Origin of the sequence: Klebsiella sp. CN_Kp106 (assembly GCF_040064575.1) — a bacterium.
Taxonomy (GTDB): domain Bacteria; phylum Pseudomonadota; class Gammaproteobacteria; order Enterobacterales; family Enterobacteriaceae; genus Klebsiella; species Klebsiella michiganensis.
On sequence record NZ_JBEAIG010000068.1, the window covers coordinates 21,636 to 46,824 of the forward strand.

Consider the following 25,189-nt stretch of genomic DNA (forward strand, 5'->3'; position numbering starts at 1 on the left):
CGGGCCTCCCTGGTTTATTAATCAGTACAAGGTGAGTACAGACATGGCTATCGAAAATAAAGTTGCGCTGGTGACCGGCGCCGGTCAGGGCATTGGTCGCGGTATCGCGTTGCGTCTGGCTAAAGACGGCGCGTCGGTGATGCTGGTCGACGTGAACCCGGAAGGGATTGCCGCCGTCGCCGCCGAAGTGGAAGCGCTGGGGCGTAAAGCGGCCACCTTCGTCGCTAACATCGCCGACCGCGCGCAGGTATACGCCGCCATTGATGAAGCGGAAAAACAGCTGGGCGGCTTTGATATTATCGTGAACAACGCCGGGATCGCCCAGGTTCAGGCGCTGGCCGATGTGACGCCTGAAGAAGTGGACCGCATCATGCGCATCAACGTTCAGGGTACCCTGTGGGGCATTCAGGCGGCGGCGAAAAAATTCATCGATCGTCAGCAGAAAGGGAAAATCATCAACGCCTGCTCTATCGCCGGTCATGATGGTTTCGCGCTGCTGGGCGTCTATTCCGCCACCAAATTTGCCGTACGCGCCCTGACGCAGGCAGCGGCGAAAGAGTACGCCAGCCGCGGCATCACGGTAAACGCCTACTGTCCGGGGATTGTGGGAACCGGAATGTGGACCGAGATCGATAAGCGTTTCGCCGACATTACCGGTGCGCCGGTGGGCGAAACCTATAAAAAATACGTGGAAGGCATCGCCCTTGGCCGCGCCGAAACGCCGGACGATGTGGCAAGCCTGGTCTCTTATCTGGCAGGCCCGGACTCCGATTATGTTACCGGTCAGTCGATTCTGATCGATGGCGGTATTGTTTACCGTTAAGGGATAAACCCGGCGCAGAACGCGCCGGGTTTTTGCGGGATTACGCGTTAGCCGCGGGCTCCTGCGGCTTGTCGCTGCGGGTGTTTTCCAGCATCCGGCGAACCGGAACAATCAGCAGGCACAGCACCGCGGCGCAGATCAGCAGCGCAATGGAGCAGCGTGCGAACAGGTCAGGCAGCATATCCAGCTGATCGGCCTTCACGTGCCCGCCAATCAGGCCCGCCGCCAGGTTACCCAGGGCGCTGGCGCAGAACCACAGCCCCATCATCTGGCCGCGCATTCTTTCCGGCGCCAGCAGGGTCATGGTCGCCAGGCCAATCGGGCTAAGGCACAGCTCCCCCAGCGTCAGCATCAGAATACTGCCCACCAGCCACATCGGCGAAACGCCCGCGCCGTTGTTGCTCAGGACGTTTTGCGCCGCCAGCATCATCAGGCCAAAGCCCGCCGCCGCGCATAAAATACCGATAACAAACTTAGTGATGCTGCTCGGACGGACGTTTTTGCGCGCCAGCGCAGGCCATGCCCAGCTGAATACCGGCGCCAGCAAAATAATAAACAGGGCGTTGATCGACTGGAACCACACCGCCGGGATCTCGAAGGAGCCGAGCATACGGTTGGTATAGTCGTTAGCGAACAGGTTAAACGAGGTCGGTTTCTGCTCAAACGCCGACCAGAAAAAGGCGGCGGAGATGAGCAGGATAAAGCATACCAGCAGGCGGGCGCGCTCTTTGCGGCTCAGTCCGGCGAAGACGAACAGGTAGATAAAATAGAGCACCACCGACGCCGCAATCACGTAGACCAGCACGCTGGCGACCGCCACCGGGTTAATCACGATAACGCCCTGGGCAATCAACGCGATGATAACCGCCACACCGACCGTCAGCGCCAGCAGCCATGCGCCGACGCCGTTTCGTTTCACTACCGGGCTGTTCCAGGTGGAGTCGAGGCCGACTTCGCTGTCGTAGCGTTTCATCGCCGGAACGGCAAAGACGCGGAAGATAATCAGCGCGACCAGCATCCCGATGCCGCCGATGCCGAAGCCCCAGTGCCAGCCGTGAGATTTAATCAGCCAGCCGGAGATCAGCGGGGCGATAAACGACCCCATGTTGATGCCCATATAGAACAGCGAGAAGCCGCCGTCGCGGCGCGCATCGCCTTTCTTGTACAGCGTACCGACCATCACCGAAATACAGGTTTTGAACAGGCCGGAACCGAGCACGATAAACATCAGGCCAATAAAGAACAGGCTATCCCCCATCACCGCCGACAGCGCGATGGAGAGATGGCCGAGGGCGATCAGAATCGAGCCGTACCAGACCGCCTTTTGTTGCCCGAGCCAGTTATCCGCCAGCCAGCCGCCGGGCAGTGCGGCAAGATACATGGTCCCGGCAAAGATCCCGACAATGGCCGACGCGTTCTCGCGCGCCAGCCCCATCCCGCCGTCATAGACGGTGGCCGCCATAAACAGGATCAGTAATGGTCGAATACCGTAAAACGAGAACCGTTCCCACATTTCGGTGAAAAACAGCGAACCGAGGGGGTAAGGATGACCAAAAAAGGTCCGAGTTTCATTTTTATTAACAGAGGAATGCATAACTTCTCCCAAAGATGTCCGCAGCGCTTTAACGCAGCGGAAAGCGTGTTGGCCTTTTATACACAAGGCCAATCATTCACATTTAATGTGACGTAATTTAACCATTTGATAACCTAATAATGGTCCTGTCTAGTCCCTTCCCCCAACTTTTTAGATGAAAAGTCGACAAACGTCTACTTTTACAGATTTAAAGTTGGCGACAGAGGAAATGTGATTGACAGAGGCATTCATGACAAAAATGATACTTTTTCATTTACTTACAAGGATTTAAGAAATCACCCTGGCAACTTCATCCCGCCAGAAAACCCGGGCGATAAAAGGGGTAAAAGCGGGAAAAAACAGCATTAATGGGGGCTTTATTGAGTAATGCCGTTTAATGACATTCTCATCGACTCAAACCAGGAGGAACTCGCGGCAGGAAATATCCAACCTGCAGCCGGAAGAACGATCGAAGCGAGCATCCCGGCTCATTGGCCCATTGGCGGAGAGGAAATATCTACAGATAGCGGATCAAAAAGACGATAAGCTCCTCAATCAGCTGTGGCTTCATGACTCTAAAAATATTCTTAAACTTTTTATGGGATATTTTTACAATGCGCCATTTCGCTTTTGATGCCGTCAGCCGCAGGGTGAGCCTGACTTTCAGCGACAGGCTTTCTTCAGATACAATAATCCGCACTTTATTTCTTGCGTAGTCATATTTGAAACTAATATCAAAAAAGAAACCATCGTTTGCCACGGTGATTTTTTTAGCATCACCAAAAGAACCCTTGGTAACTTTATTATCAGGATTTGCTTTTAGATGTGACAATATTGAGACATATAAGCACACGAATTTTATTTTAAACTCACGCCGCTGTCGCTTTATCTCCTCCTTTTCCTTCCTTAATCTTTCCAGGCTATTTGTCATCGAACTCATTTATTCTTCCTGCCATATGATTTATATCCTATATAATCACCAGCGAGGTTTTTAAGACAGGATAGCATCACGATAATTCTCCATGCGAATAATCAGACAACGCCTCAGAATGTTATTTCTGTAGCGTTCGTTAGTATCCGCTCATTATGGCTTGCATAATGACAATATATAAAATATGGTTTTTACTGCCATAACGCGATTCTGACATAAAGATTGAAATAAAATCCACTTTTTATTTCATTGGACATGTTTTTCAGAAGTTTCGCGTTACATTTTAAATGTCCGCGCGCTAAGAATTATATTAGCTACGCGCATAATGTATTGAAAACTTTTAAAAAGGGAGAGAACCAGTAACCGTTTGTTCGTTGACGGATAAGCCGATGCTCCCGATGGCATACAGGAACGTTTGAGGGGCTATACCCTTCAGGGGGTATCTTTCCTGTACGCCACTATCAACGACGCTTTAATCCAGCGCGCTTTAATTGCGCTATATTCGGGAGAAGCCGTCACTTTCTCCAGCGCCGGATTGATACGCGGCGCAATACCGAGCCCTTTACCGTAGTACTCCGGATCGGTGCGCCTCTGCCGGAACAGAACGCTAGAGGTGCGCCTCTTCATCCAGGGAGATCACCTGAATGCCGGCATTACGATACGCCTGAACGTCATCGGGCAGACGATCGACCACCACGGTATCAATCCGATCCGCGGCGGTAAACTGGGCAAGCGAGGTATTATTCAGCTTGCTATAGTCGCAGACGATAATCACCTGGCTGGCGTGTTCAACCATGCCGCGTTTCGTTTCTGCCAGCATGATATCGGCCACGCAGGCGCCGTGTTTCAGCGACAGCGAATTGGCGCCCATAAACGCTTTATCGACGTTCAGGGTATCAAGAATGGAGCGTCCGTTGATCGCCACCACGCAGTGGTACCCCTTCTTCACGATCCCGCCCAGCAGAATGGTTTGAATCGAGGGGCTGGCTTCCAGCTCGCGGGCGATTTGGTAATCGTTGGTGACCACCGTGACGTTTTGTCGGTCGCGAATATTGCGCGCGATATGCAGGGTCGTCGTGCCGGTATCCAGCACGATAATGTCGCCATCCTCAACCAGCGCCGCTGCGCGCTGGCCGATCCGCTCTTTCGCGCTGAGGTTGACAATTTCACGCGCGTCCGACGCCTGTTCAAAGCTCGCCCGCGTGCGAAGGACGGCGCCGCCGTGGGTACGGGTCAGCAGTCCCTCCTCTTCCAGCTGGCGGAGATCGGCACGAATGGTGGCGCCAGATACATTAAAGACGTCACACATCTCAGAAACAGCCACTTTGCGTTTTTCCCTGAGAATACTGAGCAACTTCTCCTGTCTTTCTTCTGCAAACATTCTGCCTCTCTCTTATTTACGGCACGTTACGCGCGACGCGGCGCTGGCTTACCGTTGCTTATCAGTCGGGTCCTGCGCTCAGGGCATCCAGCCTGTCGTATAAGGCGGCGGATTGCCGGTAGAGCGTATCAAAAAGCTCGCTGCAGGCGTGGTAATAATCCCGCAGACGGGGATCCGGCGAAATCAGCTTATCGAACTGCACCGTCTGCCTCACGCCGCTGGCAAAATCCGCGTACAGCCCCGCGCCAACCCCGGCGATAATACCGCATCCGGTGACGCCATTCTCCTGATTGCGCGTAGATAATATCGGAAGATTGTACGCCGCGGCTTTGATTTCAAGCCACAGCGGGCTGCGCGCGCCGCCGCCGGAAGCGATCATTTGTTGCGGATATTGCCCGCACGCCTGCAGCTGGCGCAGATTGCGCCAGGACGCAAAGGCCACCCCTTCCAGGACCGCGCGGAATAAATGACCGCGGCGATGCTTGCGCTGCAGGCCGAAGAACTGCGCCCGCGAGTTCGTGTGTTCGGCCAGACGCTCTCCCGTCAGATAGGGAAGAAAGAGCAGCCCTTCCGCACCGGCCGGCACCGCCGCCGCTTCCTGCAAAAGCTGCGGGTGGGTAATCTGGTTATCGGCAAGCGCCAGCCGCGCCCAGCGGACGGCATCGCCGCCGGCGTCGAGAATCGTAAATCCGCCCCAGGCCGCGTTAGCCAGATGAAGGTTATTGACCAGCGGGTGGCGTAACGGCCGCGGCGACACTACGGTGATCAGCGTCGACGTGCCGGTGGAGTCGGACGCCATCCCCGGCTCATATACTCCCGAGCCCAGCAGAGAGGCCGCCATGTCCGACGTACCGGCAACCACCGGGATCCCTGGAGGCAGGCCCGTCAGGCCGGCGGCGCGTGGGGTTACCTGGCCGATAATGTCGCTGGAAAGTTTGAGGTCCGGTAGCTGATCGACCCGCAGGCCAAACGTTTCGCAGGCTTGCGAAGACCAGGCGCGGGTTTCGCTGTCCATCAGGAAATAGCAGGACGCCTCGCTATAGTCGGTCGCCAGGGCGCCGGTCAGCATGAAATTAATATAGTCCTTCGGCATTAACACCTTGGCGAGCTTTGACCAGCGCTCCGGATGATGTTCACGCCACCAGGCTAATTTGAAAGCGGGCCACGCCGCCGCGGGTGGATTATTTAAATGCGCCAGCCACTTTTCCCGCCCTTCGCGCGCGGTAAAAGCTTCCACCTGCGGCTGGCTGCGCTTGTCATTCCACAGCAGCGCCCTGTCCTCCACCAGCTCGCCGCGATCGTCCAGCAGGACGGTGCCGTGCATCTGCCCGCAGGCGCCAATAACCGCAATCTGCGCAGCCGTTTCAGGATAGCGGTAAAGCACCTCGCGTATACAGTCGCAGGCGGCCTGCCACCATAAAGACGGGGCCTGTTCTGACCAACCCGCACGCGGCGTGGTCTGTTCATACTCTCTTTGCGCAAAGCCGACCATCGTGCCGTCAACGCGCAAAAGAGCGGCGCGGGTACTGCCAGTGCCAACATCAATCGTGAGTATTTTATCTTTCATCACTGACTCCGGTGACGTCTTAAGGCGGGCCATCAGGCCCGCGGTCTCTCAGTTTAATCGGCGTTCAGCTCGGGAAAGCGTTCCGGGTGCTGCTCCAGTTCAGCCAGCACCTTTGTGACCGCGCCATGGCTCATGCCAAAGCGGCGGACGCCAAGCTGGTACAGGGCGCGCACCGTTGCCAGATCGCGAATCCCCCCGGCACCTTTGATATCGATTCGTCCTTTAAGCTGGTCGGCAATAATGCTGACTTTTTCCACCGTCGCGCCGGTCGGCGCCCAGCCGGTGGAGGTTTTGACCCACTTCATCCCCACCTCTACGGCGATATCGCACACGCGGCGAATCTGCTCCTCATTGAGATAGTGCGTTTCGAGGATCACCTTCGCCGGTACCGGCGCGGCGGCCTCCACCACGCGGCGCAAATCTTCGCGCACATAGTCATAATCGCCGGATAACACTTTGCCGATATTCACCACCATATCCACTTCGCGGGCGCCATCGGCAATCAGCTGCCGCACTTCCTGAACCTTGGTGTCAGTCGCATGCCCGCCGCCGGGAAAGCCGACCGGCCCGCCAATCATCACCTCTCCCGTCCCCTGCTGCGGCAGCAACGTACTGAGAAAACGCGTCCAGCAGGGCAGAACGTGGACGGAAATAATGTTGTATCGGGCTGCCAGCTCGGCGCAGGCGCGAACGTCCGCTTCGGTACTGGTGGCCTGGACTGCGCTCAGGTCGACTAAACGTGCAAAACGACGGGTTGTTTCATTCATGGTTTTATCCTGCTCTTTGTTTTTAGTTGCTTTCATTTAATGCTCTTAATCGGCTTAAATCCATTTAAAAACGCATCAAATGAAAATAACGTGATCAAATTAGCATTTTTTTATTTTCATTTGCTTTTAATTAGCAGACAGAAAATGAGCGATGCCCTTGATGAACGGGCGTAAACGGGCATAAACGGGCGCAAAGGCAATATTGCATTTATTTTTGTTTGTTTTTGTTTATGCCTGAATAACGGGCGAGAGAGCGAAACCGCTGCCGGATATGACGCCAAAATGCGTACGCTGTCACATTGACCGGCGACAAAACGGTCGCCTTCGCCGGATATTCCGGAGGTCTCAACGCCCTGCGCAAGGGAAAGGTAATCTGATTATGTACTTCAGGAGAGAGCTATGTTGCCGCTGGAACGTCATCGTTTGATTGTTGAACTGCTGGGCCAACGCGGCGTGATGCGGGTGAATGAGATTGCGCAAGCGACTCGGGTCTCCAGGGAAACGATTCGCCGCGATCTGAGCGAGCTGGAACGGAAAGGGATCTTAAATCGGAGCCATGGCGGAGCGCTGGCGGCGGAGAACCCGCTGCCGGCGATCCGAGCGGCGTCGCCCGCCCTGCCGGTCGAAGATAGCCAGGGAAGCTTTCAGCAGAGAACGCTGCTGCACAGCGAAGGAAAAATGCGCGTTGCCCGCAAAGCGCTGCAATGTCTCCAGCCGGGACAGACCATTGTCCTGGACGGCAGCAGCACCAGCTGGTTTTTGGCCCGGCAGATGCCGGAGATGGCGCTAACGGTTATCACGCCCTCTATCCGCATCTTGCAAACGCTGATGAGCAGACGCTCGTTGCATCTCGTGGGACTGGGGGGCGATTTTTCCCCGACCGAGGAGGCGTTCTTCGGTGAAACCGCCTCACGAACGCTGCGGGAGTACGCCGTCGATACGCTCTTTTTCTCCTGCCAGGGGCTGGAGCGCGATAGCGGCTTATATGCGGGTACGGAAGCCCACGCCGCCCTGTTGAAACAGATGATGCTGGCCGCCCGTCAGACCGTGGCATTGGTCGACGGCAGCAAGCTGGGGCGAACAGGCGTCGCGCGGATCGGCGGATTGGGCGAGCTGGACTGTTTAATCACCGAAAAGTTTGTCGATCCGCTGCTGGAAAAAGAGATGACCTGGCATAACGTCGGGCTACAGATCGCCTGAGTACGCCGTCATGACGTGACGGTGACTACGCGCATTGTCGAAACGCTGCTTCCCGCGGCAGGGCCAGACTTTGCCTGAAATCAGCCACTACCGGAATAAAAGAGGCCTTATGCGTTATTACCTTTCTCCCTCGCTCATGTGTATGGACATGATGAAGCTGGCGGAACAGCTGCACTTTTTAAACGGCAAAGCCGACAGGCTGCACGTCGACGTGATGGACGGGCACTATGTGAAAAACCTGGCGCTATCGGCCAGCTTTGTGGCGCAGATTCGGCCCTATACGTCGCTTCCCATTGATGTCCACCTGATGGTCGAAGAGCCCGACCCGTTTATCCCGGCGCTGATAGAAGCCGGAGCAGACGCCATTTCACTGCATCCGGAAACCATCTGCCGCGAAGCTTTTCGGGTCATCAATATGCTTCGCCAGGCGGGGAAAGAGGTGGGGATGGTGCTCAATCCCGCCACGCCGGTTGAGAGCATCCAGCACTATCTGCATCTGCTCGATAAGGTCACGGTGATGACCGTCGATCCGGGCTATGCCGGTCAGCCGTTTATTCCCGAAATGACCGCCAAAATCGCGCAGCTTCATCAGTTAAAAGAGAGCCGCAGCCTCAACTTCTTGCTGGAAGTCGACGGCTCATGTAACCGCAACACCTACCGTGAGCTGCTGGGAGCCGGGGCGCAGGTATTGGTGATGGGCAGCAGCGGTTTATTCCGCCCGGATATGCCGCTCGAGCAGGCCTGGGAAAAAATGTCCCGGGATCTGTCCGCCGCGCTGCACTCCCCCGAGCACGTATAAAGGAGCGAATGATGTCAGGAAAAGTCTGTGTTTTTGGTTCATTCAATTTCGACATGGTGGCCAGAGTGGAGCGCTTTCCGGTGCCGGGCGAGTCGTTAGTGGCCTGCGGGAGCATGACCAGCGCCGGCGGAAAAGGGGCGAACCAGGCCACCGCCGCGCTAAAAGCGGGGGCGAATGTTCACTATATCGGCAAGATTGGCAATGATACCTTCGGCCATTTTGCCCGCCGTCATCTGAAGGGCGTGGGGTTTAACGCCGTGACGCTGCTGGTCGCCGAAGACGTCCCCACTGGCAATGCGCTGATTTATGTGGCCGGCAACGATGCCGAAAACATGATTGCCGTCGACCCCGGCGCGAATATGACGGTGACCGATGATGAAATCGCCGGCTGCATTCCCGCTATCGGCTGCGCGGATGTGGTGCTGGTTCAGCTGGAGAATAATCTTTCCGCCATTGAACAGGTCGTTGACGCCGCGAAAGCAGCCGGGGCCTTCGTGGTGCTCAATCCCGCCCCCTGGCAGCCCGTTGAGCACGCCTTTCTAAGCAAAGTGGATTTGCTCACGCCGAACGCCACAGAGGCCGGGTTAATGACCGGGCGCCGGGTTGACTCTCTGGCGGCCGCGGCCGAGGCCGCCGATGCGCTGCATGCTCAGGGCGCGCGCAACGTCATTATCACCCTAGGCGCAAAGGGCGCCCTGCTGAGCGAGCAGGGCGTGAAATTCCCTATTCCGTGCTTTCCTTCTCATCCCCGCGATACCACCGGCGCGGGCGATGCCTTTAACGGCGCGCTGGCGGCGCGTCTGGCCTGCGGCGAGCCGCTGCATAGCGCGGCCCGATTTGCGGCGGCGTACGCCGCCGTCAGCGTCGAAAAGCAGGGCGCATCATCTTTACCGGATTACCAGGAGGCACGAGAACGGCTTTTACGTGCCGCCTCTGATTATGAAATGGCTTAAACCCTACTGTATAAAAACCATTAAGAGGATAGCTCAATGAGTACGCTAATCACGGATAAGGTCGATAAAGCGGCGGTCCACAATGAAAAACTGGACACCAGCGCGTATTTACCGCACACCCCCTGGCTGCAATTTTTACTGGTCTGTTGCCTGTTTGCGCTATGGGGGATGGCGGGCAACCTGAATGATATTTTGATCGCCCAGTTTAAAAAGGGCTTCGATTTAACGGATACCCAGACGGCGCTGGTGCAGTCGATTTTTTTCCTCGGCTACTTCTTTGTCGCCCTGCCTGCGGCGGCGCTGATTAAGCGTTATTCCTATAAAGCGGCGATTATTATTGGGCTGTGCCTGTACGCCCTCGGCTGTTTCCTGTTCGTCCCGGCCGCGCAGATCATGACCTACGGCGCGTTCCTCGCCTGCCTGGGGGTGATCGCCTGCGGACTCTCTTTTCTGGAAACCTCGGCAAACACCTACTCCAGCCTGCTGGGCCCGATCCACTCCTCCACCCAGCGCATTAACTTTTCGCAGATCTTCAACTCGCTGGGCGTGATTTCCGGCGTGCTGATTGGCCAGGTGATGGTCTTCGGCGAAAACGATCCGAGCCATGAACAGCTGCTGGCGATGCCCGCCGCCGCCGCGGACGCCGCGCGCCATCAGATGGTCGGCCAGGTGGTCGGGCCCTATCTGATTATCGGCTCCGTGCTGGTGGTGCTGGCGCTGGTGTTCGTGTTTATTAAATTCCCGTCGTGCAAGGGCACGCCCTCTCAGCAGCAGCAGCTCCCGACGGAAAGCATGGGGCCTACGCTGAAACGCCTGTTTGCCATCCCGCGCTTTCGCCTCGGGATCCTGTCGCAGTTTTTGTACGTCGGCGCCCAGGTTGGCGTATGGAGCTTCACGATTCGCTTTGTGCAGCTCGTGCAGCAGGGCACCAGCGAGCACTCCGCGACTTACTGGCTGCTGGCTTCTCTGGTGATTTACGCCGTGGGTAAAACCGTGGCCACCTGGTTGATGAACCGCCTGAATCCGGCGCTGCTGCTCGGTACCTTTGCCCTGGCCGCCACCGCCCTTTTACTGGTTGCCGTATTCAGCAGTTCAATGCTGGCGGTCTATGCGCTCATTCTGGTCAGCTTCTGTATGGCGCCATGCTGGCCGACAAACTTTGGTCTGGTCATCAAAGGGATGGGGAAAGATACCCAGACCGCAGGCTCGATCGTGGTGATGTCGATTATCGGCGGGGCCGTTATTCCGCTGGTAATGGGCATTATCTCGGATATGAACGGCGGCAATATGCAAATCGCTTTTATCGCCCCACTTGTGTGCTTTGTGTATGTCGCTTTCTACGGTTTCTGGTGCGTGCGTAAGGGGGTATAACATGCGCGAACTGATCAACACGATTGCTCATATTGGCTATCAGGTCAGCGACTTAACGCGTTCGCTTGCCTTCTATGAACCGCTGGGCTTTCAGCGCCAGCAGCGGTTTAGCAAACCGTCGCCGCAGGGCGCTATTGAAGTCGCGTTTCTTGAAATGGCGGGCGCCGTCCTCGAGCTGTACCAGCTTCCCGAAGGAACGCCTTTTGACGCCCCTCGCTGCGGTATCGATCATCTGGCGTTGGAAGTCAGCGACCTGGATGCGGTGCAGCAGCGGCTGGCGGCGCTCGGTTATCCGCTCGATGAAGGGCCGATTGAGGAAGAAAATGTGCGCTTCCTGCTTATTCGCGGCCCCGATGGCGAACGGCTCGAGTTCGATGCCTTTAAGCGCTAAACGGCCGGGCTGATCCCCTTCTCCCTTTTAGGCCCGGTTAACACGGGTCTAAAAGCGGGCTTCCTCAGGCTTTACAAAAGCCTGCCTGATTCCAGATTTTCGCCCCCCCACCCGACCTCTCCTGCCTATTGTGCAATGTTACAAAATTGCTTCTGTTTTGTTGATTTTCTATTGTGAGCCATTCGGCAATTTCCTCTCCTGAATTTCCCCAGACTACTTCCAGTCAATACGTAATATCAGGAGAGACAAATGAGCAGCACCTCCGCCGACTTCCAGAATCTGTACCAGGCCCTGAGCCACAGCGCCGCCCGCAGCCCGGATGCCCTGGCGCTGGCGTTTGAGGATCGGCGCTATCTGTACCGCGATTTTCACCTGCGGGTACAGCGAGCGATGGCGCAGCTTGACCAGGTCTGGTCGCTGCGCAAAGGCGATCGAATCCTGCTGGCCTGGGGGAATCATCCCGCTTTTTGCGAAGTCCTTTTTGCCGCGCTTGGTCTGGGCATCGAAGTGGTGCCTTTCAGCACGAAGCTTAAGCAGGCCGAAAGCGAGGAGCTGGTGGGCCATATCGCCCCGCGGGTCGTGCTGTTCGATGCGACCGTGCAGGACTGGCTGAAAAACACCCCCGACGCGCGCGCGGTTTCGCTCAGCGAATGGCAGGCGCTCCCCCTTCCCGAACCGCTGACCCGCCAGCCGGTCCCGGTTAACCGCGACGATACGGCGGTGATGATGTTCACCTCCGGTACCACCGGAGAGCCTAAAGGGGCGATTATCACGCACAATAACCTGCTCTGCGCGATTGACGCCTATACGCAAAAACTGAATCTCACCGCCGCGGATAGCACCATTCTGGCGGTACCTATCTATCACATCACCGGCCTGTCGGCGCTGCTGGCGCTGTTTATTAGCCTCGGCGCGAGCATCTGGCTGCAGCACCGGTTCAACGCCCCGCAGGTGATCGGCACCCTGCGCGAACAGAACATTACCTTTCTGCACGGCTCGCCAACCATCTTTATCCTTCTCTGCCAGGCGGCACGCGAGCAGAGCGCCAGTCATCCTGGCGATTTCCCCGCGTTACGCACGATTGCCTGCGGCGCGGGCCATCTGAGCGATGGACTGATCAACGAGTTAAAAACCCTGTTCCCGCATACGGCGATTCAGCCGATCTACGGGCTCACCGAAACGACCTCACCCGCGACGATTTTTCCGGGCGACGTCTGGGGCAGCGATAAATGCGGCAGTTCGGGCCAGGCGATCCCCGGCCTCGCCATTACGATCCGCAACGATCGCCAGCAGCTCCTCCCCGCCGGGCAAATCGGGCATATCTGGCTAAAAGGCGACGTGGTGATCCGCGAGTACTGGCAGCACAGCGAACGACGCCCTAGCTGCGATGCGCAGGGCTGGTTTTGTACCGGCGACCTGGGCTATCTCGACGATGAAGGCTGGTTGTACATAAAAGACCGCAGCAAGGACATGATCAATCGCGGCGGAGAGAAGATTTACTCGCTGGAGCTGGAAAACATTCTCTCTACCTATCGGGGAGTGCGGGAAGTTGCCGTCATCCCGACCCCCAGCCCGATCTATGGCGAAGAGCCGGTGGCGTTTATCGTGCCGGACGGCCAGCACCACCTGACCAGCGAAGAGATCCTCGGCTGGCTGAAGGTCAAAATCGCCCGCTTTAAGCTGCCGGCGCGCATTATTTTCACCCGCGTTTTACCGCGCACCCATAACGGAAAAGTGAGCAAACAACAGCTCAAAACGCGCCTCGCGGAATCCATCATCACGCTATCAACGGAGGATAAAAAGTGAGCAGCAAATTTATCGACGCCCATCAAGCGGCCCAGCGGGTCGCCAGCGGCGACACCGTCTGCACCGTCGGGATGACGCTAATCGGCGCGGCGGAGTCCATTTTAAGCGCTATCGAAGCGCGCTTTCTGACCGCGGGCGAACCGCGCGACCTGACGCTGCTGCATGCCGCCGGGCAAAGCGATCGCCAGCGCGGCATCCAGCACTTCGCCCACCCGGGTATGGTAACGCGGCTTATCGGCTCGCACTGGGGCCTGGCGCCGCGCTGGATGGCGATGATCAACAACAACGAAGTGGAAGCCTGGTGCCTGCCGCAGGGGCAGATCGTCCATCTCTATAGCGCGATGGCCGCCGGGCTTACCGGGCGGCTTTCCCCCGTCGGGCTCGGTACCTTTGTCGATCCGCGCATGGAAGGCGGGCGGATGAACGCCCGCACCCGCGAACGGCCCGATCTGATCGAGCACGTGACGTTTCGCGGCGACGAATATCTGTTCTACCCGGCCATTCCTCTGGACGTGGTCATTGTGCGCGGCACCCATGCTGATGAAGAGGGCAACCTCACGACCGATGAAGAGGTGATGAAGCTGGAAGTTCTGCACGCGGTTCTCGCCGCCAGACGCTATGGGGCGAAGGTGCTGGCGCAGGTGAAATATCGCGTGGCGAAAGGCTCGCTGCATCCGAAAAGCATCACCGTTCCCGGCAACCTAATCGACGCCATTGTGGTATGCGAAGAGCCACAGACGGATCACCGCCAGACCTCCAGCTGGGACTTCGATCCGGCGCTGTGCGGCGATATCCAGCTTCCCGCCGCGCAGAACGCGCCGCTGCCGCTCGACCTGCGCAAGCTTATCGGGCGGATTGCCTGCCGCTATCTGACGCCCGGCTGCGTCATCAATCTCGGCACCGGCATTCCTAACGATGTTATTGGCGCCATCATTCACGAAGAACGGCTCGGCGAGCAGGTCACCATCACCGTGGAGTCAGGGATCTACGGCGGGCAGCAGGCGGGCGGCGTTGATTTCGGCATCGGTCGTAACCTGAGCGCGATGATAAGCCACCAGGATCAAATGCTCTATTACAACGGCGCGGGGGTCGATATCACCTTTATGGGCGCCGGCGAGATGGACCCGCACGGCCACGTCAACGCCACGCGGCTCGGCGCATCCTGCCCCGGCGCGGGCGGTTTTATCGATATCACCCAGAATGCCCGCCACGTCGTGTTCTGCTCCTCTTTTACCGCCAAAGGGCTGGAGATCGCCTGTGAACAAGGGGCCCTGCATATCCGCCGCGAAGGCGAGGTACGCAAATTCGTCGCCGGGGTGAATCAGGTTTCCTACAACGGCGAGCTGGCCCGCGCCAAAGGACAAACCATGCATTACGTCACCGAACGGGCGGTTTTCGAACTGCGCCCGGAGGGGCCGGTGCTGACGGAAATCGCCCCCGGTATCGATCTTGAGCGCGACATCCTGGCGCATATGGATTTTCGTCCGGCGATCGCCGCGGATCTTCAGGTTATGGACAGCCGCTTGTTCACCCCGCAGCCCTGCGGCCTCGCGGAACATCTGTCCCGGAATTCATCCTCTGACTCATAAGGAAATTAGCTATGAAACTTGCCAGTAAAACCGCCATTGTTACCGGCGCCGCGCGCGGTATCGGCTTTGGCATTGCCCAGGTGCTTGCGCGGGAAGGCGCGCGAGTGATCATCGCCGATCGCGACACGCACGGCGAAGCCGCCGCCGCGTCCCTGCGCGAATCGGGCGCACAGGCGCTGTTTATCAGCTGCAATATCGGTGAAAAAGCGCAGGTCGAAGCGCTGTTTTCCCAGGCCGAAGAGGCGTTTGGCCCGGTGGATATTGTGGTGAATAACGCCGGAATCAACCGCGACGCCATGCTGCACAAACTCTCCGAAGCGGACTGGGACACGGTGATCGATGTCAATCTGAAGGGCACTTTTCTCTGTATGCAGCAGGCCGCCATCCGCATGCGCGAGCGCGGCGCGGGCCGCATTATCAATATCGCTTCCGCCAGCTGGCTTGGCAACGTCGGGCAAACCAACTATTCGGCGTCAAAAGCCGGCGTGGTGGGGATGACCAAAACCGCCTGCCGCGAACTGGCGAAGAAAGGCGTCACGGTTAACGCCATCTGCCCGGGCTTTATCGATACCGATATGACGCGCGGCGTCCCGGAAAACGTCTGGCAAATCATGATCAACAAGATCCCTGCGGGCTACGCGGGGGAGGCGAAAGACGTTGGCGAGTGCGTGGCGTTTCTGGCGTCCGACGGCGCGCGCTATATCAACGGGGAAGTGATTAACGTCGGCGGCGGCATGGTGCTGTAAGGAGAAAAACGATGACACAGGCTAATGATATTGTGGTTGTCAGCGGCGTTCGTACCGCTATTGGCACGTTTAACGGCAGTCTTAAGCATACCCACCAGCACGATCTCGGGGCAGCGGTTATTCGCGAAGCGATCGCCCGCGCCGGGCTTGCGCCGCAGGATATCGATGAAACGATCGTCGGCAACGTCGGGCAAATCGCCGAAAGCGGTTTTATCGCCCGCATCTGCCAGCTGCGGGCGGGGATCCCGCAGGAGAGCGCCGCGTATTCGGTTAACCGCCAGTGCGGCTCCGGGCTTCAGGCCCTGGCGGACGGCATGATGCAGCTGCAAAGCGGCCAGGCCGAGGTGGTCGTCGCCTGCGGAACGGAAAATATGACCCAGTTGCCCTACTACCTGCGCAAAGCGCGCGATGGCTATCGCATGGGCCACGGCGAGCTGGAAGATGGACTGATCTCCATCCTTACCTGGCCAGAAGGGCCTTATCACAACGGCATCACGGCGGAAAACGTCGCGCAACGCTTCGGTATTACCCGCGAAGCGATGGACGATTTCGCCTGGTCGAGCCAGCAGAAGGCGCTGAAGGCGATCGCTGAGGATCGCTTCCGCGAGCAGATTCTGGCCCTTGAGGTGCCAGACGGCAAAAAAGCGACCCGCCTGTTCGCGACCGATGAACACCCGCGCGACACCCCGCGCGAAAAGCTCGCCGCGCTGCGTCCGGCATTTAAAGCCGACGGCGTGGTGACGGCGGCCAACTCCTCCGGCATTAACGACGGCGCGGCCGCACTGGTGATGATGACCCGCCAGCAGGCGGAACAGCGCGGCTTAACCCCGCGCATGCGGATTCGCGGCTGGGCGGTCGCCGGCTGCGGCGCGGAGATTATGGGGTTTGGCCCCTCTCCCGCTACCCGACGCCTGATGAACCGTCTCAATATGGATGTTCACGCCATCGATTTAATTGAACTCAATGAGGCCTTCGCCGCCCAGGCGCTGGCGGTGATGAACGATCTGCGTCTCGATCCAGCCCGCGTTAACGTCAACGGCGGCGCGATCGCCCTCGGCCACCCGGTGGGCGCCAGCGGTGCGATCCTGCCGGTCAAACTGATGTATGAAATGGCGCGCAGCGGCGCGCGCACCGGTCTGGTCACCATGTGCATCGGCGGCGGCCAGGGGATTTCTATGCTGTTCGAGCGCGAAGGCGCTTAGGAAAAGACGGCCCGAAGTGGGGCTTCGGGCCGGGCGTCGTTCGGGTCAGCACCCGGCGACAACCTGTGAGCTGACGAACGGGATCGACGCGATCCCGGCAAGGCTTCTGACCACGAATACGGGGAAATAATAACCATGTCCGCAATAAATGAAAAGGCGGTAAACGGGACGCAGCTACAGCGCACCCATAAAAAGATCTACCGCCATTTGATGCCGCTGCTTATCGTGGCGTACATCATCAGCTTTATTGATCGTACCAATATTGGCATGGCGAAAGCGACCATGTCGGTGGATATCGGCCTTTCCGCAACCGCATTCGGCCTCGGGGCCGGGTTGTTTTTTCTCACCTACGCGGTGCTGGAGATCCCCAGCAACCTGTTTTTAACCCGGATTGGCGCACGGCGCTGGATCGCCCGCATCATGATCACCTGGGGGATCATCTCCTGCGGCATGGCGTTTGTCACCGGGCCTACGTCCTTTTACGTGATGCGCCTTTTGCTCGGCGCCGCCGAAGCGGGGCTCTATCCGGGCATTATTTACTACCTGACCCTCTGGTTTGGCCGCGAAGAGCGCGCTAAAGCCACCGGTCTGTTCCTGCTGGGAGTCTGCCTGGCCAATATTATCGGCGCGCCGCTGGGCGGATTGTTATTAAGCCTTGATGGAATGTCCGGCTGGCACGGCTGGCAGTGGATGTTCTTTATCGAAGGGCTGCCCGCGATAGCGCTGGCGTTCGTCGTCTGGCGCAGACTGCCGGATAAACCGGCTGACGCCCGCTGGCTGGACAGCAACGACGTGCAGGCAATCAACGCGGTACTGGAGAAAGAAGCCGAGGAGACGCGCCATACGCCGAGCCGTTTTTCCCTGAAAACAGCGCTCACCACCCGCGTATTTTTGTTGCTGGTGCTGATTTACTTTACTCACCAGTTTTCGGTTTACGGCCTGAGTTATTTCCTGCCGGGGATCATCGGTAGCTGGGGCCAGCTTACCCCGCTGCAGATCGGTCTGCTGACCGCCATCCCGTGGATCGCAGCCGCCGCTGGCGGGATCCTGCTGCCGCGCTTCGCCCGGACGGAGCAGCGTTCGCGCAGCATGCTGATGGCCGGATATCTGGTCATGGCGACCGGCATGGCCATTGGCGCAATTGCCGGTCACGGCGTGGCGCTGCTTGGCTTCTCGCTGGCCGCCTTCATGTTCTTCGCCATGCAATCCATCATCTTTAACTGGCTCCCCTCGATCATGAGCGGGCATATGCTGGCGGGCAGCTTCGGCCTGCTTAACTGCCTCGGGCTGTGCGGCGGCTTTCTCGGGCCGTTTATTCTCGGCGCGTTTGAGGACCGCACCGGCGCGGCAACGTCCGGCTTATGGTTCGCCGTCGCGCTACTGATCGTCGGCGCGCTGGTGTCTGTGTTCATCAAAAGTTCGTCATCCCCCGGCAGTGCATCGGCAAAACAGGCCGACGGCGAAAAAGCGTAATCAGGAGGTTCTTATGCGCATCGAAGTCTTACTGGATTTAAAAACTCGACTCGGCGAAAGCCCGGTCTGGGATGTCGAACAGCAGCGTCTTTGGTGGGTGGACAGCCTCGACGGGCGCCTGTTCGCCTGTAACGCGCAGGGCGGCGCGATTAAGAGCTGGGACGTGCGGCAGAAAATTGGCTCTTTCGCCCTGCGCCAGAACGGCGAAGGCGCGGTGGTGGCGCTACAGAATGGCGTGCATCTGCTCGACTTCGCCAGCGGCGAGCTGACGCTACTGCACCATCCGGAAGCGGACCGGCCCTTTAACCGGCTCAACGACGGCAAAGTCGATCGTCAGGGACGTTTTCTGTTCGGATCGATGGATATGCGTGAAGAGGAGCCGAGCGGCGCGCTATATCGCCTGGACGCCGATCTGTCACTGCACGTGCTGAAGAAAAATATCATCGTCTCTAACGCCCCCTGCTGGAGCCCCTCCGGCGAGACGTTCTATTTTGCCGATACCTGGACGGGCGAAATCTGCGCCTGGGACTACAACACCGCGACCGGCGATCTCTCCGGAGAACGAGTCTTTTGCCGTGTCGATCGCAGCGAAGGCGGCGCGGCGGATGGCGCCACCGTGGACAGCGAAGGCTATCTGTGGAACGCGCTGGTCTACGCGGGCAAGCTGGTACGCTACACGCCGGAGGGCAAGGTCGATCGCATCATTGAGATGCCGGTGAAAAAAGTGACCAGCGTAATGTTCGGCGGCGAAAACCTCGACGTGCTGTACGTCACCTCAATGGCACAGCCGCCCCTCCCGCGCTTCCCGGAAGATAATCAGCTGCGCGGCAGCCTGTTCGCCCTATACGACCTGGGCGTGACCGGCGTAGCGGAACGGCGTTTTGCCGGCTAAGCCAACCTCCGGCTCGCCGCGATAACAATAATACCCGGCGAACTGACTCTGACCCTGACACCAGGCGGCGCGCATCATGCTGTCGCGACGCCGCGGAGTAAACACGACTATGACAACAATCAATCACACACCTGCCGGCGAACAAGGTGGAAAAAAGCGGCTGATACATCGTTTCTCCTGGGTTTCGCTGCTGGTTTGCTGGCTAATCTGGGTGCTTAACGCCTACGATCGCGAGATGATCCTGCGCCTTGGCCCGGTCATCTCTAAAGAGTTTTCGCTCTCGCCGGAACAGTGGGGCAACGTCGTCGCCCTGATTATGGTTGCCCTTGCGGTGCTGGATATCCCCGGCTCCATCTGGAGCGATCGCTACGGTTCAGGCTGGAAGCGAGCGCGCTTTCAGGTACCGCTGGTGCTGGGCTATACCGCCCTCTCTTTTCTTTCCGGAATTAAAGCGATCAGCCACGGGCTGACGGCCTTTGTGCTGCTGCGCGTTGGCGTCAACCTCGGGGCCGGCTGGGGCGAGCCCGTCGGCGTCAGCAACACCGCAGAGTGGTGGCCGAAAGAGAAACGCGGCTTCGCGCTGGGGGTGCATCATACCGGCTATCCGATTGGCGCGCTGCTGAGCGGCGTGGTGGCAAGTCTGGTGCTTTCCGCATTTGGCGAAGGCAGCTGGCGCTACTGCTTCCTGCTGGCGCTGATCGTCGCCATCCCGCTGATGATTTTCTGGGCGAAATATTCCACCGCCGATCGCATCAACACGCTTTATCAGCATATCGATAGCCAGGGGATGACGCGCCCGGCGACCCAGGAAAGCAGCCATGTTGCCAAAGGCGAAGGGATGAAGACCTTTTTACGCACCCTGCGCAACCGCAATATTTCGCTAACGGCGGGCAATACCCTACTGACGCAAATTGTCTATATGGGCATTAACGTTGTGCTGCCGCCGTATCTTTATCACGTCTCCGGCCTGTCGCTGGCGGCATCCGCCGGGCTAAGTATTATCTTCACGCTTACCGGTACCCTGGGCCAGATAATTTGGCCCTGGCTGTCCGATAGCTTTGGCCGTAAACGTACTCTGATCGTCTGCGGTCTGTGGATGAGTATCGGCATTGCGCTGTTCTATTTCGCCACCAATATGCCGCGCCTTATCGCCATTCAGCTATTTTTTGGCCTGGTGGCCAACGCCGTGTGGCCTATCTACTACGCCATGGCTTCGGACTCCGCCGAAGAACGCGCCACCTCTACCGCCAACGGCATTATCACCACGGCGATGTTTATCGGCGGCGGCATTTCGCCATTGCTTATGGGCTGGCTCATCCAGTTCGGTGGGGGGTGGGAAAATCCGGCGGGTTATATCTACGCCTTCTTTACCATGGCGGGATGCGCGCTGCTGGGGATGTTATTGCAGCTTATGACCACCGATAAAACGCCGCGCAAAGCGCATTAACGCAGGAGAACGCATGAAGATTGTTATCGCGCTGGATTCGTTTAAGGGTAGCTGTAGCGCGCAGGCCGCTTGCGCAGCGGTAGCACAGGGGTTGCGCCGGGTTGACGAGGAGCTGGAGCTGGTCGAAATGCCCGTGTCGGACGGCGGAGAGGGGCTGCTCTCGGCCCTTGCGGAAAGTCCGCAGCTGAAGGGCGCAAGGTGGCAGCAGCAGCGTTGCGCCTCGCCTTACGGTCTCTCCGTACAGGCCGCGTTTCTGATCCTGCCCGGCGAACGGGCCATTATCGAGATGGCGCAAAGCTGTGGGCTGGAGCTCACGCCGAAAGCGCAGCGGGATGTGCGCCTGGCCAGCAGCTTTGGCCTGGGGGAACAGGTAAAAGCGGCGCTGGATGCCGGGTGTCGGCGTTTGATTATCGGGCTGGGGGGCAGCGCGACCAACGATGGCGGTATCGGTTTTGCCCAGGCGCTTGGCGCCCGCTTCTGGCGCGAGGACGGCACGCTGCTGCCGGTTCCCGCGGCGGGCAAGGATCTAGCGCATATTCAGCGCATCGATTTAAGCGCCATGGATCCGCGCTTACGACAGGCCGAAATACAGGCCTCCTGCGACGTCACAAATCCTCTGCTTGGGGAAGATGGCGCCACCTGGGTGTATGGCGCGCAGAAAGGCGCGGATGAGGCGGAGCTCAGGGAGCTGGAGGCGGGTATGGCGCACTACAGTCGGCAACTTACGCAAACGCTCGGCTACGACGTCAGCGAACGGCCCGGCGCCGGGGCCGCGGGCGGTATGGGGGCCGCGCTAATCGCCTATGCGGGCGCCACGCTGCGCCCGGGCATTGACCTGGTGCTCGAACTGCTTAACGCCGACCGTCATCTTAGCGATGCCGCACTGACCATCGTCGGGGAAGGCTGGCTCGATCGTCAGAGCGCCTTTGGTAAAGCCCCGGTGGGCGTGGCGGGCAAAGCGGCGCGCCACGGCGTACCGGTTGTGGCCCTTTGCGGCGGACGCGATGAGAGCAGTCGGCAATTGTATCAACACCATATTGACGCGATGTGGTCTATCTGCCAGCGCCCTATGCCGCTGGCGGAGTCGATGAACACATGCGAACAGCTCCTCGCCGACGCAGCGGAGAATGTTCTACGAACCTTTCTGAGCGGGCGGCGCGGAGAGGCACATAAGCGGATAACTGTATGATTATTACGACGGCGCTGGCTAATGAAATTGTCGCCCGGGCAATGGCGATAATTCATCATAACGTGAACGTGATTGACCATCATGGACAGATCATTGCCTCAGGTGAACGGCATCGTATCGGCGAGCAGCATGAGATCGCCCGTGAGGTGATACGCACCGGTAAACGCATTTGTATTAATAACACTGCGGAAGCCGCGCGTTTTCAGAATGTGCATCCCGGTATTAATCATCCCATTATCTATGACGATCGCGTGGTGATGGTGGTGGGCATCAGCGGCGATCCCGCGGCGATCAGCCGCTATGCTGAACTGGCGGTACTCACCGCCGAGCTGCTGGTCCGCCAGGCCATAGAGATGCGGGAAACCAACTGGCGACAGCGTCTGCGCGATACCCTGTTTGGTCAATATCTTGATCAAGGCGCTTCGCCCGCCGGACAGGAAGCGCTTCATCGCCTGGTGGAGCTTGGCTTCGCTTTTGATGCGCCGCTGGTGCCGGTCGTGGTAACCGTCCAGGTCGAACAGCACCAGCTAAGCGAAATACTGAGTACGCTGCTGCGGGAATTCTCGCAGCTGTCCGGGGTAAGAGACGTGATTTTGCTGGGCAGTAATGAAATATTGCTCCTCAATACGCTGAGCGAATCCCAGGAAACGCTGCTGCGGGGCATCGAGTTTGTCCTCAGCAATCAGATCAGCCATTACCATATCGGTATTGGCGTGCAGGCGGACAGCGCTCCGGATATTCGCGAGGCCATCCGATTCGCCAGGTCGGTGATTGAGGTGGGGAGCAAAGTGCAGCCGCAGCGGCAGATCTACTACTTTCGCGAAATGGCGATGCTCTGCCTGTTCCGGGTGCTGGAAGACAGCTATATGGTCAATTTTTTCATCAATAACGTACGCCAGCTGCTTGAGCATGATTCCGGCGAAGTGCTGCTGGATACCCTCAGCAGCTTTATTGCCAATAACGCCGAGCCGGGCAAAACGTCGCTACTGTTGGGGATTCATCGCAATACGCTCACCTACCGGCTACAGCAGATTAAAAAGCATATTCAGCTCGATCCGATGGTCTTCACCGACCTGACGCAGCTGGCGGTGTCGGTACACTGCTATCGTCGGCAGAACCCGCGCCAGAGCGAATGGATTGATACCTTAAGCTAACGTGCGGCGGGCTAGCAGGCCGGTACGCGCCCTCGCCACCCGGCACCGCGTATCACTCTGAGATCGCCGTTTATCAAAATAATAGCGCGCCCGGCGATTTTATCGCAGGCGGTGCCTCCGTCGCCGGTGGCGGGCTTTTCGCCTCAGCCGTTCGGCGGAGCTTGCTCGCTTCAGTCGCCATTTTTGTACACAATTTAATCAAATGGCACCGTTCTTGCCTTTTATCTACGTTCCCCGACCGCAGCATTCGTCGGCTAATATCGATAAAAAGGACAGGAAAATGGCGCAAATGAATGAAAACATCGCGACCGCACCGGTCTCTCCCCTCCGCGATTTTTTCGCGAAACCCCGTATCATCGCCAGGCCCGGCTTTAACCGCTGGCTGGTGCCACCGGCCGCGCTGGCGGTTCATCTCTGCATAGGTATGGCCTATGGATTTTCCGTTTACTGGCTGCCTATGTCGCAGCTCATAGGAGGAAGCGCGTCCTTGCAATGCCCCGTCACGATGTCGTTCTGGCAGCAGCTGTTTACCCGCGATTGCGACTGGAAAATCTCCATGCTGGGCTGGACCTACACGCTGTTTTTTGTTTTTCTCGGCTGTTCGGCGGCGCTGTGGGGCAGCTGGCTTGAGAAGGTTGGACCGCGGCTGGTGAGCTTTATTGCCACCTTGTGCTGGTGCGGCGGCCTGCTGCTATCCAGCGTCGCTATCTATTTCCATCAGCTATGGCTGCTGTGGCTGGGGGCCGGGGTCATCGGCGGAATCGGTCTCGGACTGGGCTATATTTCACCGGTTTCGACGCTGTTGCGCTGGTTTCCTGACAAGCGCGGAATGGCGGCCGGGATGGCGATTATGGGTTTTGGCGGGGGAGCGCTGGTGGGCGCGCCGCTGGCAAACGGTCTGATGAATTACTTCGCTGGTCCGGCCGGCAACGGGGTATGGCAAAGCATTCTGGCGCTGGCGGCGATTTATGCGCTGTTTATGCTCGCCGGTACCTTTGGCTATCGCCTGCCGCCCATGGGCTGGCATCCTTCGGGTGAGAAGGCGCAAAAAACGATCCGCAATAATCCCACGATCCAGGTGCACGTCCGCGTTGCCTGCCGCACTCCGCAGTTCTGGCTGCTGTGGATGGTGCTGTGGCTCAACGTCACCGCGGGAATCGGTATTCTCGGTATGGCTTCGCCGATGCTGCAGGAGATCTTTGCCGGCAAACTGCTGTCGCTCGATCTCAGCTGGCATGAGCTGAACGGCGAGCAGCTGAAACGCATTGCAACCATGGCCGCAGGATTTACCGGTCTGCTCAGCCTGTTTAACATCCTGGGACGTTTTTTCTGGGCATCGGTATCCGACCTGTGCGGGCGGAAAATGACCTTTGCGATCATTTTCTGCCTGGGCGCCGTGCTGTACGGCACGTTGCCGCTGGTGAATCACGGCGGCTATATCGCGCTGTATGTCTGCGCAATGTGCATTATCATTTCGATGTACGGCGGAGGCTTTGCCAGTATTCCCGCCTATCTGGCCGACGTCTTTGGCTCACAAATGGTGGGCGCGATTCACGGGCGCCTGTTAACCGCCTGGTCGGCGGCGGGGATCAGCGGCCCGGTTCTGGTTAACTATCTGCGCGAGTATCAGCTAACGCACGGGGTCTCGCCCGAGCGCGTCTACGATATTACGCTGATGGTCCTGACCGGCCTGCTGGTGTTGGGTTTTATCTGTAATCAGCTGGTGCGTCCGCTGACGGAAGAGCATGCGATGACCGCGGAACAGCAGCAGCAGGCGAAAGGACTGTACACCATCAACAAGGATGCCCAGCTCACGTGGGAGCCCCGCCCGTCCACGCTGCTGTTAACCGTAAGCTGGTTAGCGGTTAGCGTGCCGCTGTTATGGGGAGTCGGCACCACCCTCCAGCAGGCCGTGAAATTCTTTATGTAGATTGT

21 protein-coding genes and 1 pseudogene are annotated in these 25,189 nt (G+C 58.3%); 16 read left to right on the top strand and 6 right to left on the bottom strand.

From position 1 onward, the window contains the following. Positions 1 to 43 precede the first annotated feature (43 nt). Positions 44 to 823 carry an acetoin reductase gene (locus ABLU96_RS22205; protein WP_032751132.1) on the top strand — a complete coding sequence of 260 codons (780 nt, stop codon included), beginning with the start codon at positions 44 to 46 and terminating at the stop codon, positions 821 to 823. Between the two features lie 40 nt (positions 824 to 863). Here ABLU96_RS22205 and ABLU96_RS22210 read toward each other — a convergent pair whose 3' ends face one another. The 6 genes and pseudogenes from ABLU96_RS22210 to deoC all read right to left on the bottom strand — a co-directional run bounded on the left by ABLU96_RS22210 (position 864) and on the right by deoC (position 7,078). Beyond that, the gene (locus ABLU96_RS22210; protein WP_004124798.1) at positions 864 to 2,417 is read right to left on the bottom strand and encodes a peptide MFS transporter; all 1,554 of its coding nucleotides are present in this window, start codon (positions 2,415 to 2,417) and stop codon (positions 864 to 866) included. A gap of 496 nt (positions 2,418 to 2,913) precedes the next feature. Further along, positions 2,914 to 3,336: a hypothetical protein gene (locus ABLU96_RS22215; RefSeq protein WP_064358899.1), complete on the bottom strand. Its 423-nt coding sequence runs from the start codon at positions 3,334 to 3,336 to the stop codon at positions 2,914 to 2,916. A 423-nt stretch (positions 3,337 to 3,759) separates the two neighbouring features. Continuing rightward, positions 3,760 to 3,921 (bottom strand): annotated as a pseudogene (locus tag ABLU96_RS22220) (hypothetical protein); the annotation flags it as partial. 13 nt (positions 3,922 to 3,934) lie between these two features. Next, positions 3,935 to 4,708 carry a DeoR/GlpR family DNA-binding transcription regulator gene (locus ABLU96_RS22225; RefSeq protein ID WP_009654966.1) on the bottom strand — a complete coding sequence of 258 codons (774 nt, stop codon included), beginning with the start codon at positions 4,706 to 4,708 and terminating at the stop codon, positions 3,935 to 3,937. 61 nt (positions 4,709 to 4,769) lie between these two features. Further along, positions 4,770 to 6,275 (bottom strand): FGGY-family carbohydrate kinase, encoded by a 1,506-nt coding sequence (locus tag ABLU96_RS22230; protein WP_032751138.1) that lies wholly within the window; start codon positions 6,273 to 6,275, stop codon positions 4,770 to 4,772. A gap of 53 nt (positions 6,276 to 6,328) precedes the next feature. Then, positions 6,329 to 7,078 (bottom strand): deoxyribose-phosphate aldolase, encoded by a 750-nt coding sequence (deoC, locus tag ABLU96_RS22235; RefSeq protein WP_025106035.1) that lies wholly within the window; start codon positions 7,076 to 7,078, stop codon positions 6,329 to 6,331. A gap of 363 nt (positions 7,079 to 7,441) precedes the next feature. On the opposite strand from deoC, the gene ABLU96_RS22240 reads away from it, so the two are divergent. The 15 genes from ABLU96_RS22240 (at position 7,442) to ABLU96_RS22310 (ending at position 25,184) form a co-directional block, all read left to right on the top strand. Continuing rightward, on the top strand, positions 7,442 to 8,242 hold the full coding sequence (locus ABLU96_RS22240) for a DeoR/GlpR family DNA-binding transcription regulator (protein ID WP_025106034.1): 801 nt from the start codon (positions 7,442 to 7,444) through the stop codon (positions 8,240 to 8,242). Positions 8,243 to 8,351: 109 nt separating this feature from the next. Then, the gene (gene alsE / locus ABLU96_RS22245; protein ID WP_048260364.1) at positions 8,352 to 9,041 is read left to right on the top strand and encodes a D-allulose 6-phosphate 3-epimerase; all 690 of its coding nucleotides are present in this window, start codon (positions 8,352 to 8,354) and stop codon (positions 9,039 to 9,041) included. Positions 9,042 to 9,052: 11 nt separating this feature from the next. Further along, complete coding sequence (locus tag ABLU96_RS22250) at positions 9,053 to 9,994, top strand: ribokinase (RefSeq protein WP_049084507.1); 942 nt, start codon at positions 9,053 to 9,055, stop codon at positions 9,992 to 9,994. Between the two features lie 36 nt (positions 9,995 to 10,030). Then, on the top strand, positions 10,031 to 11,365 hold the full coding sequence (gene fucP, locus ABLU96_RS22255; protein WP_032751147.1) for an L-fucose:H+ symporter permease: 1,335 nt from the start codon (positions 10,031 to 10,033) through the stop codon (positions 11,363 to 11,365). 1 nt (position 11,366) lies between these two features. Beyond that, complete coding sequence (locus ABLU96_RS22260) at positions 11,367 to 11,756, top strand: VOC family protein (protein ID WP_032694034.1); 390 nt, start codon at positions 11,367 to 11,369, stop codon at positions 11,754 to 11,756. A 249-nt stretch (positions 11,757 to 12,005) separates the two neighbouring features. After that, positions 12,006 to 13,562: a class I adenylate-forming enzyme family protein gene (locus ABLU96_RS22265; RefSeq protein ID WP_064404203.1), complete on the top strand. Its 1,557-nt coding sequence runs from the start codon at positions 12,006 to 12,008 to the stop codon at positions 13,560 to 13,562. Further along, positions 13,559 to 15,151 (top strand): CoA-transferase, encoded by a 1,593-nt coding sequence (locus ABLU96_RS22270; protein WP_064404207.1) that lies wholly within the window; start codon positions 13,559 to 13,561, stop codon positions 15,149 to 15,151. The genes ABLU96_RS22265 and ABLU96_RS22270 overlap by 4 nt, the downstream gene beginning before the upstream one ends. An 11-nt stretch (positions 15,152 to 15,162) precedes the next feature. Then, positions 15,163 to 15,897 (top strand): 3-oxoacyl-ACP reductase FabG, encoded by a 735-nt coding sequence (fabG, locus tag ABLU96_RS22275; RefSeq protein WP_014839474.1) that lies wholly within the window; start codon positions 15,163 to 15,165, stop codon positions 15,895 to 15,897. Positions 15,898 to 15,908: 11 nt separating this feature from the next. Next, complete coding sequence (locus tag ABLU96_RS22280) at positions 15,909 to 17,099, top strand: thiolase family protein (RefSeq protein ID WP_064404209.1); 1,191 nt, start codon at positions 15,909 to 15,911, stop codon at positions 17,097 to 17,099. Between the two features lie 135 nt (positions 17,100 to 17,234). After that, complete coding sequence (locus ABLU96_RS22285) at positions 17,235 to 18,572, top strand: MFS transporter (protein ID WP_025106028.1); 1,338 nt, start codon at positions 17,235 to 17,237, stop codon at positions 18,570 to 18,572. A gap of 13 nt (positions 18,573 to 18,585) precedes the next feature. Beyond that, positions 18,586 to 19,464, top strand: a complete 879-nt coding sequence (locus ABLU96_RS22290) for an SMP-30/gluconolactonase/LRE family protein (RefSeq protein ID WP_025106027.1) — start codon at positions 18,586 to 18,588, stop codon at positions 19,462 to 19,464. Positions 19,465 to 19,540: 76 nt separating this feature from the next. Beyond that, entirely contained in the window at positions 19,541 to 20,911 is a 1,371-nt protein-coding gene (locus ABLU96_RS22295) for an MFS transporter (protein ID WP_004105439.1), read from the top strand. A gap of 13 nt (positions 20,912 to 20,924) precedes the next feature. Further along, positions 20,925 to 22,100, top strand: a complete 1,176-nt coding sequence (locus ABLU96_RS22300) for a glycerate kinase (protein WP_064404210.1) — start codon at positions 20,925 to 20,927, stop codon at positions 22,098 to 22,100. Then, a complete protein-coding gene (locus ABLU96_RS22305) occupies positions 22,097 to 23,254 on the top strand; it encodes a sugar diacid recognition domain-containing protein (RefSeq protein WP_014226730.1) in 1,158 nt (385 codons plus the stop codon). Before ABLU96_RS22300 ends, ABLU96_RS22305 begins: the two co-directional genes overlap by 4 nt. 280 nt (positions 23,255 to 23,534) lie before the next feature. Further along, positions 23,535 to 25,184: an OFA family MFS transporter gene (locus tag ABLU96_RS22310; RefSeq protein WP_025106024.1), complete on the top strand. Its 1,650-nt coding sequence runs from the start codon at positions 23,535 to 23,537 to the stop codon at positions 25,182 to 25,184. Positions 25,185 to 25,189: the final 5 nt, after the last annotated feature.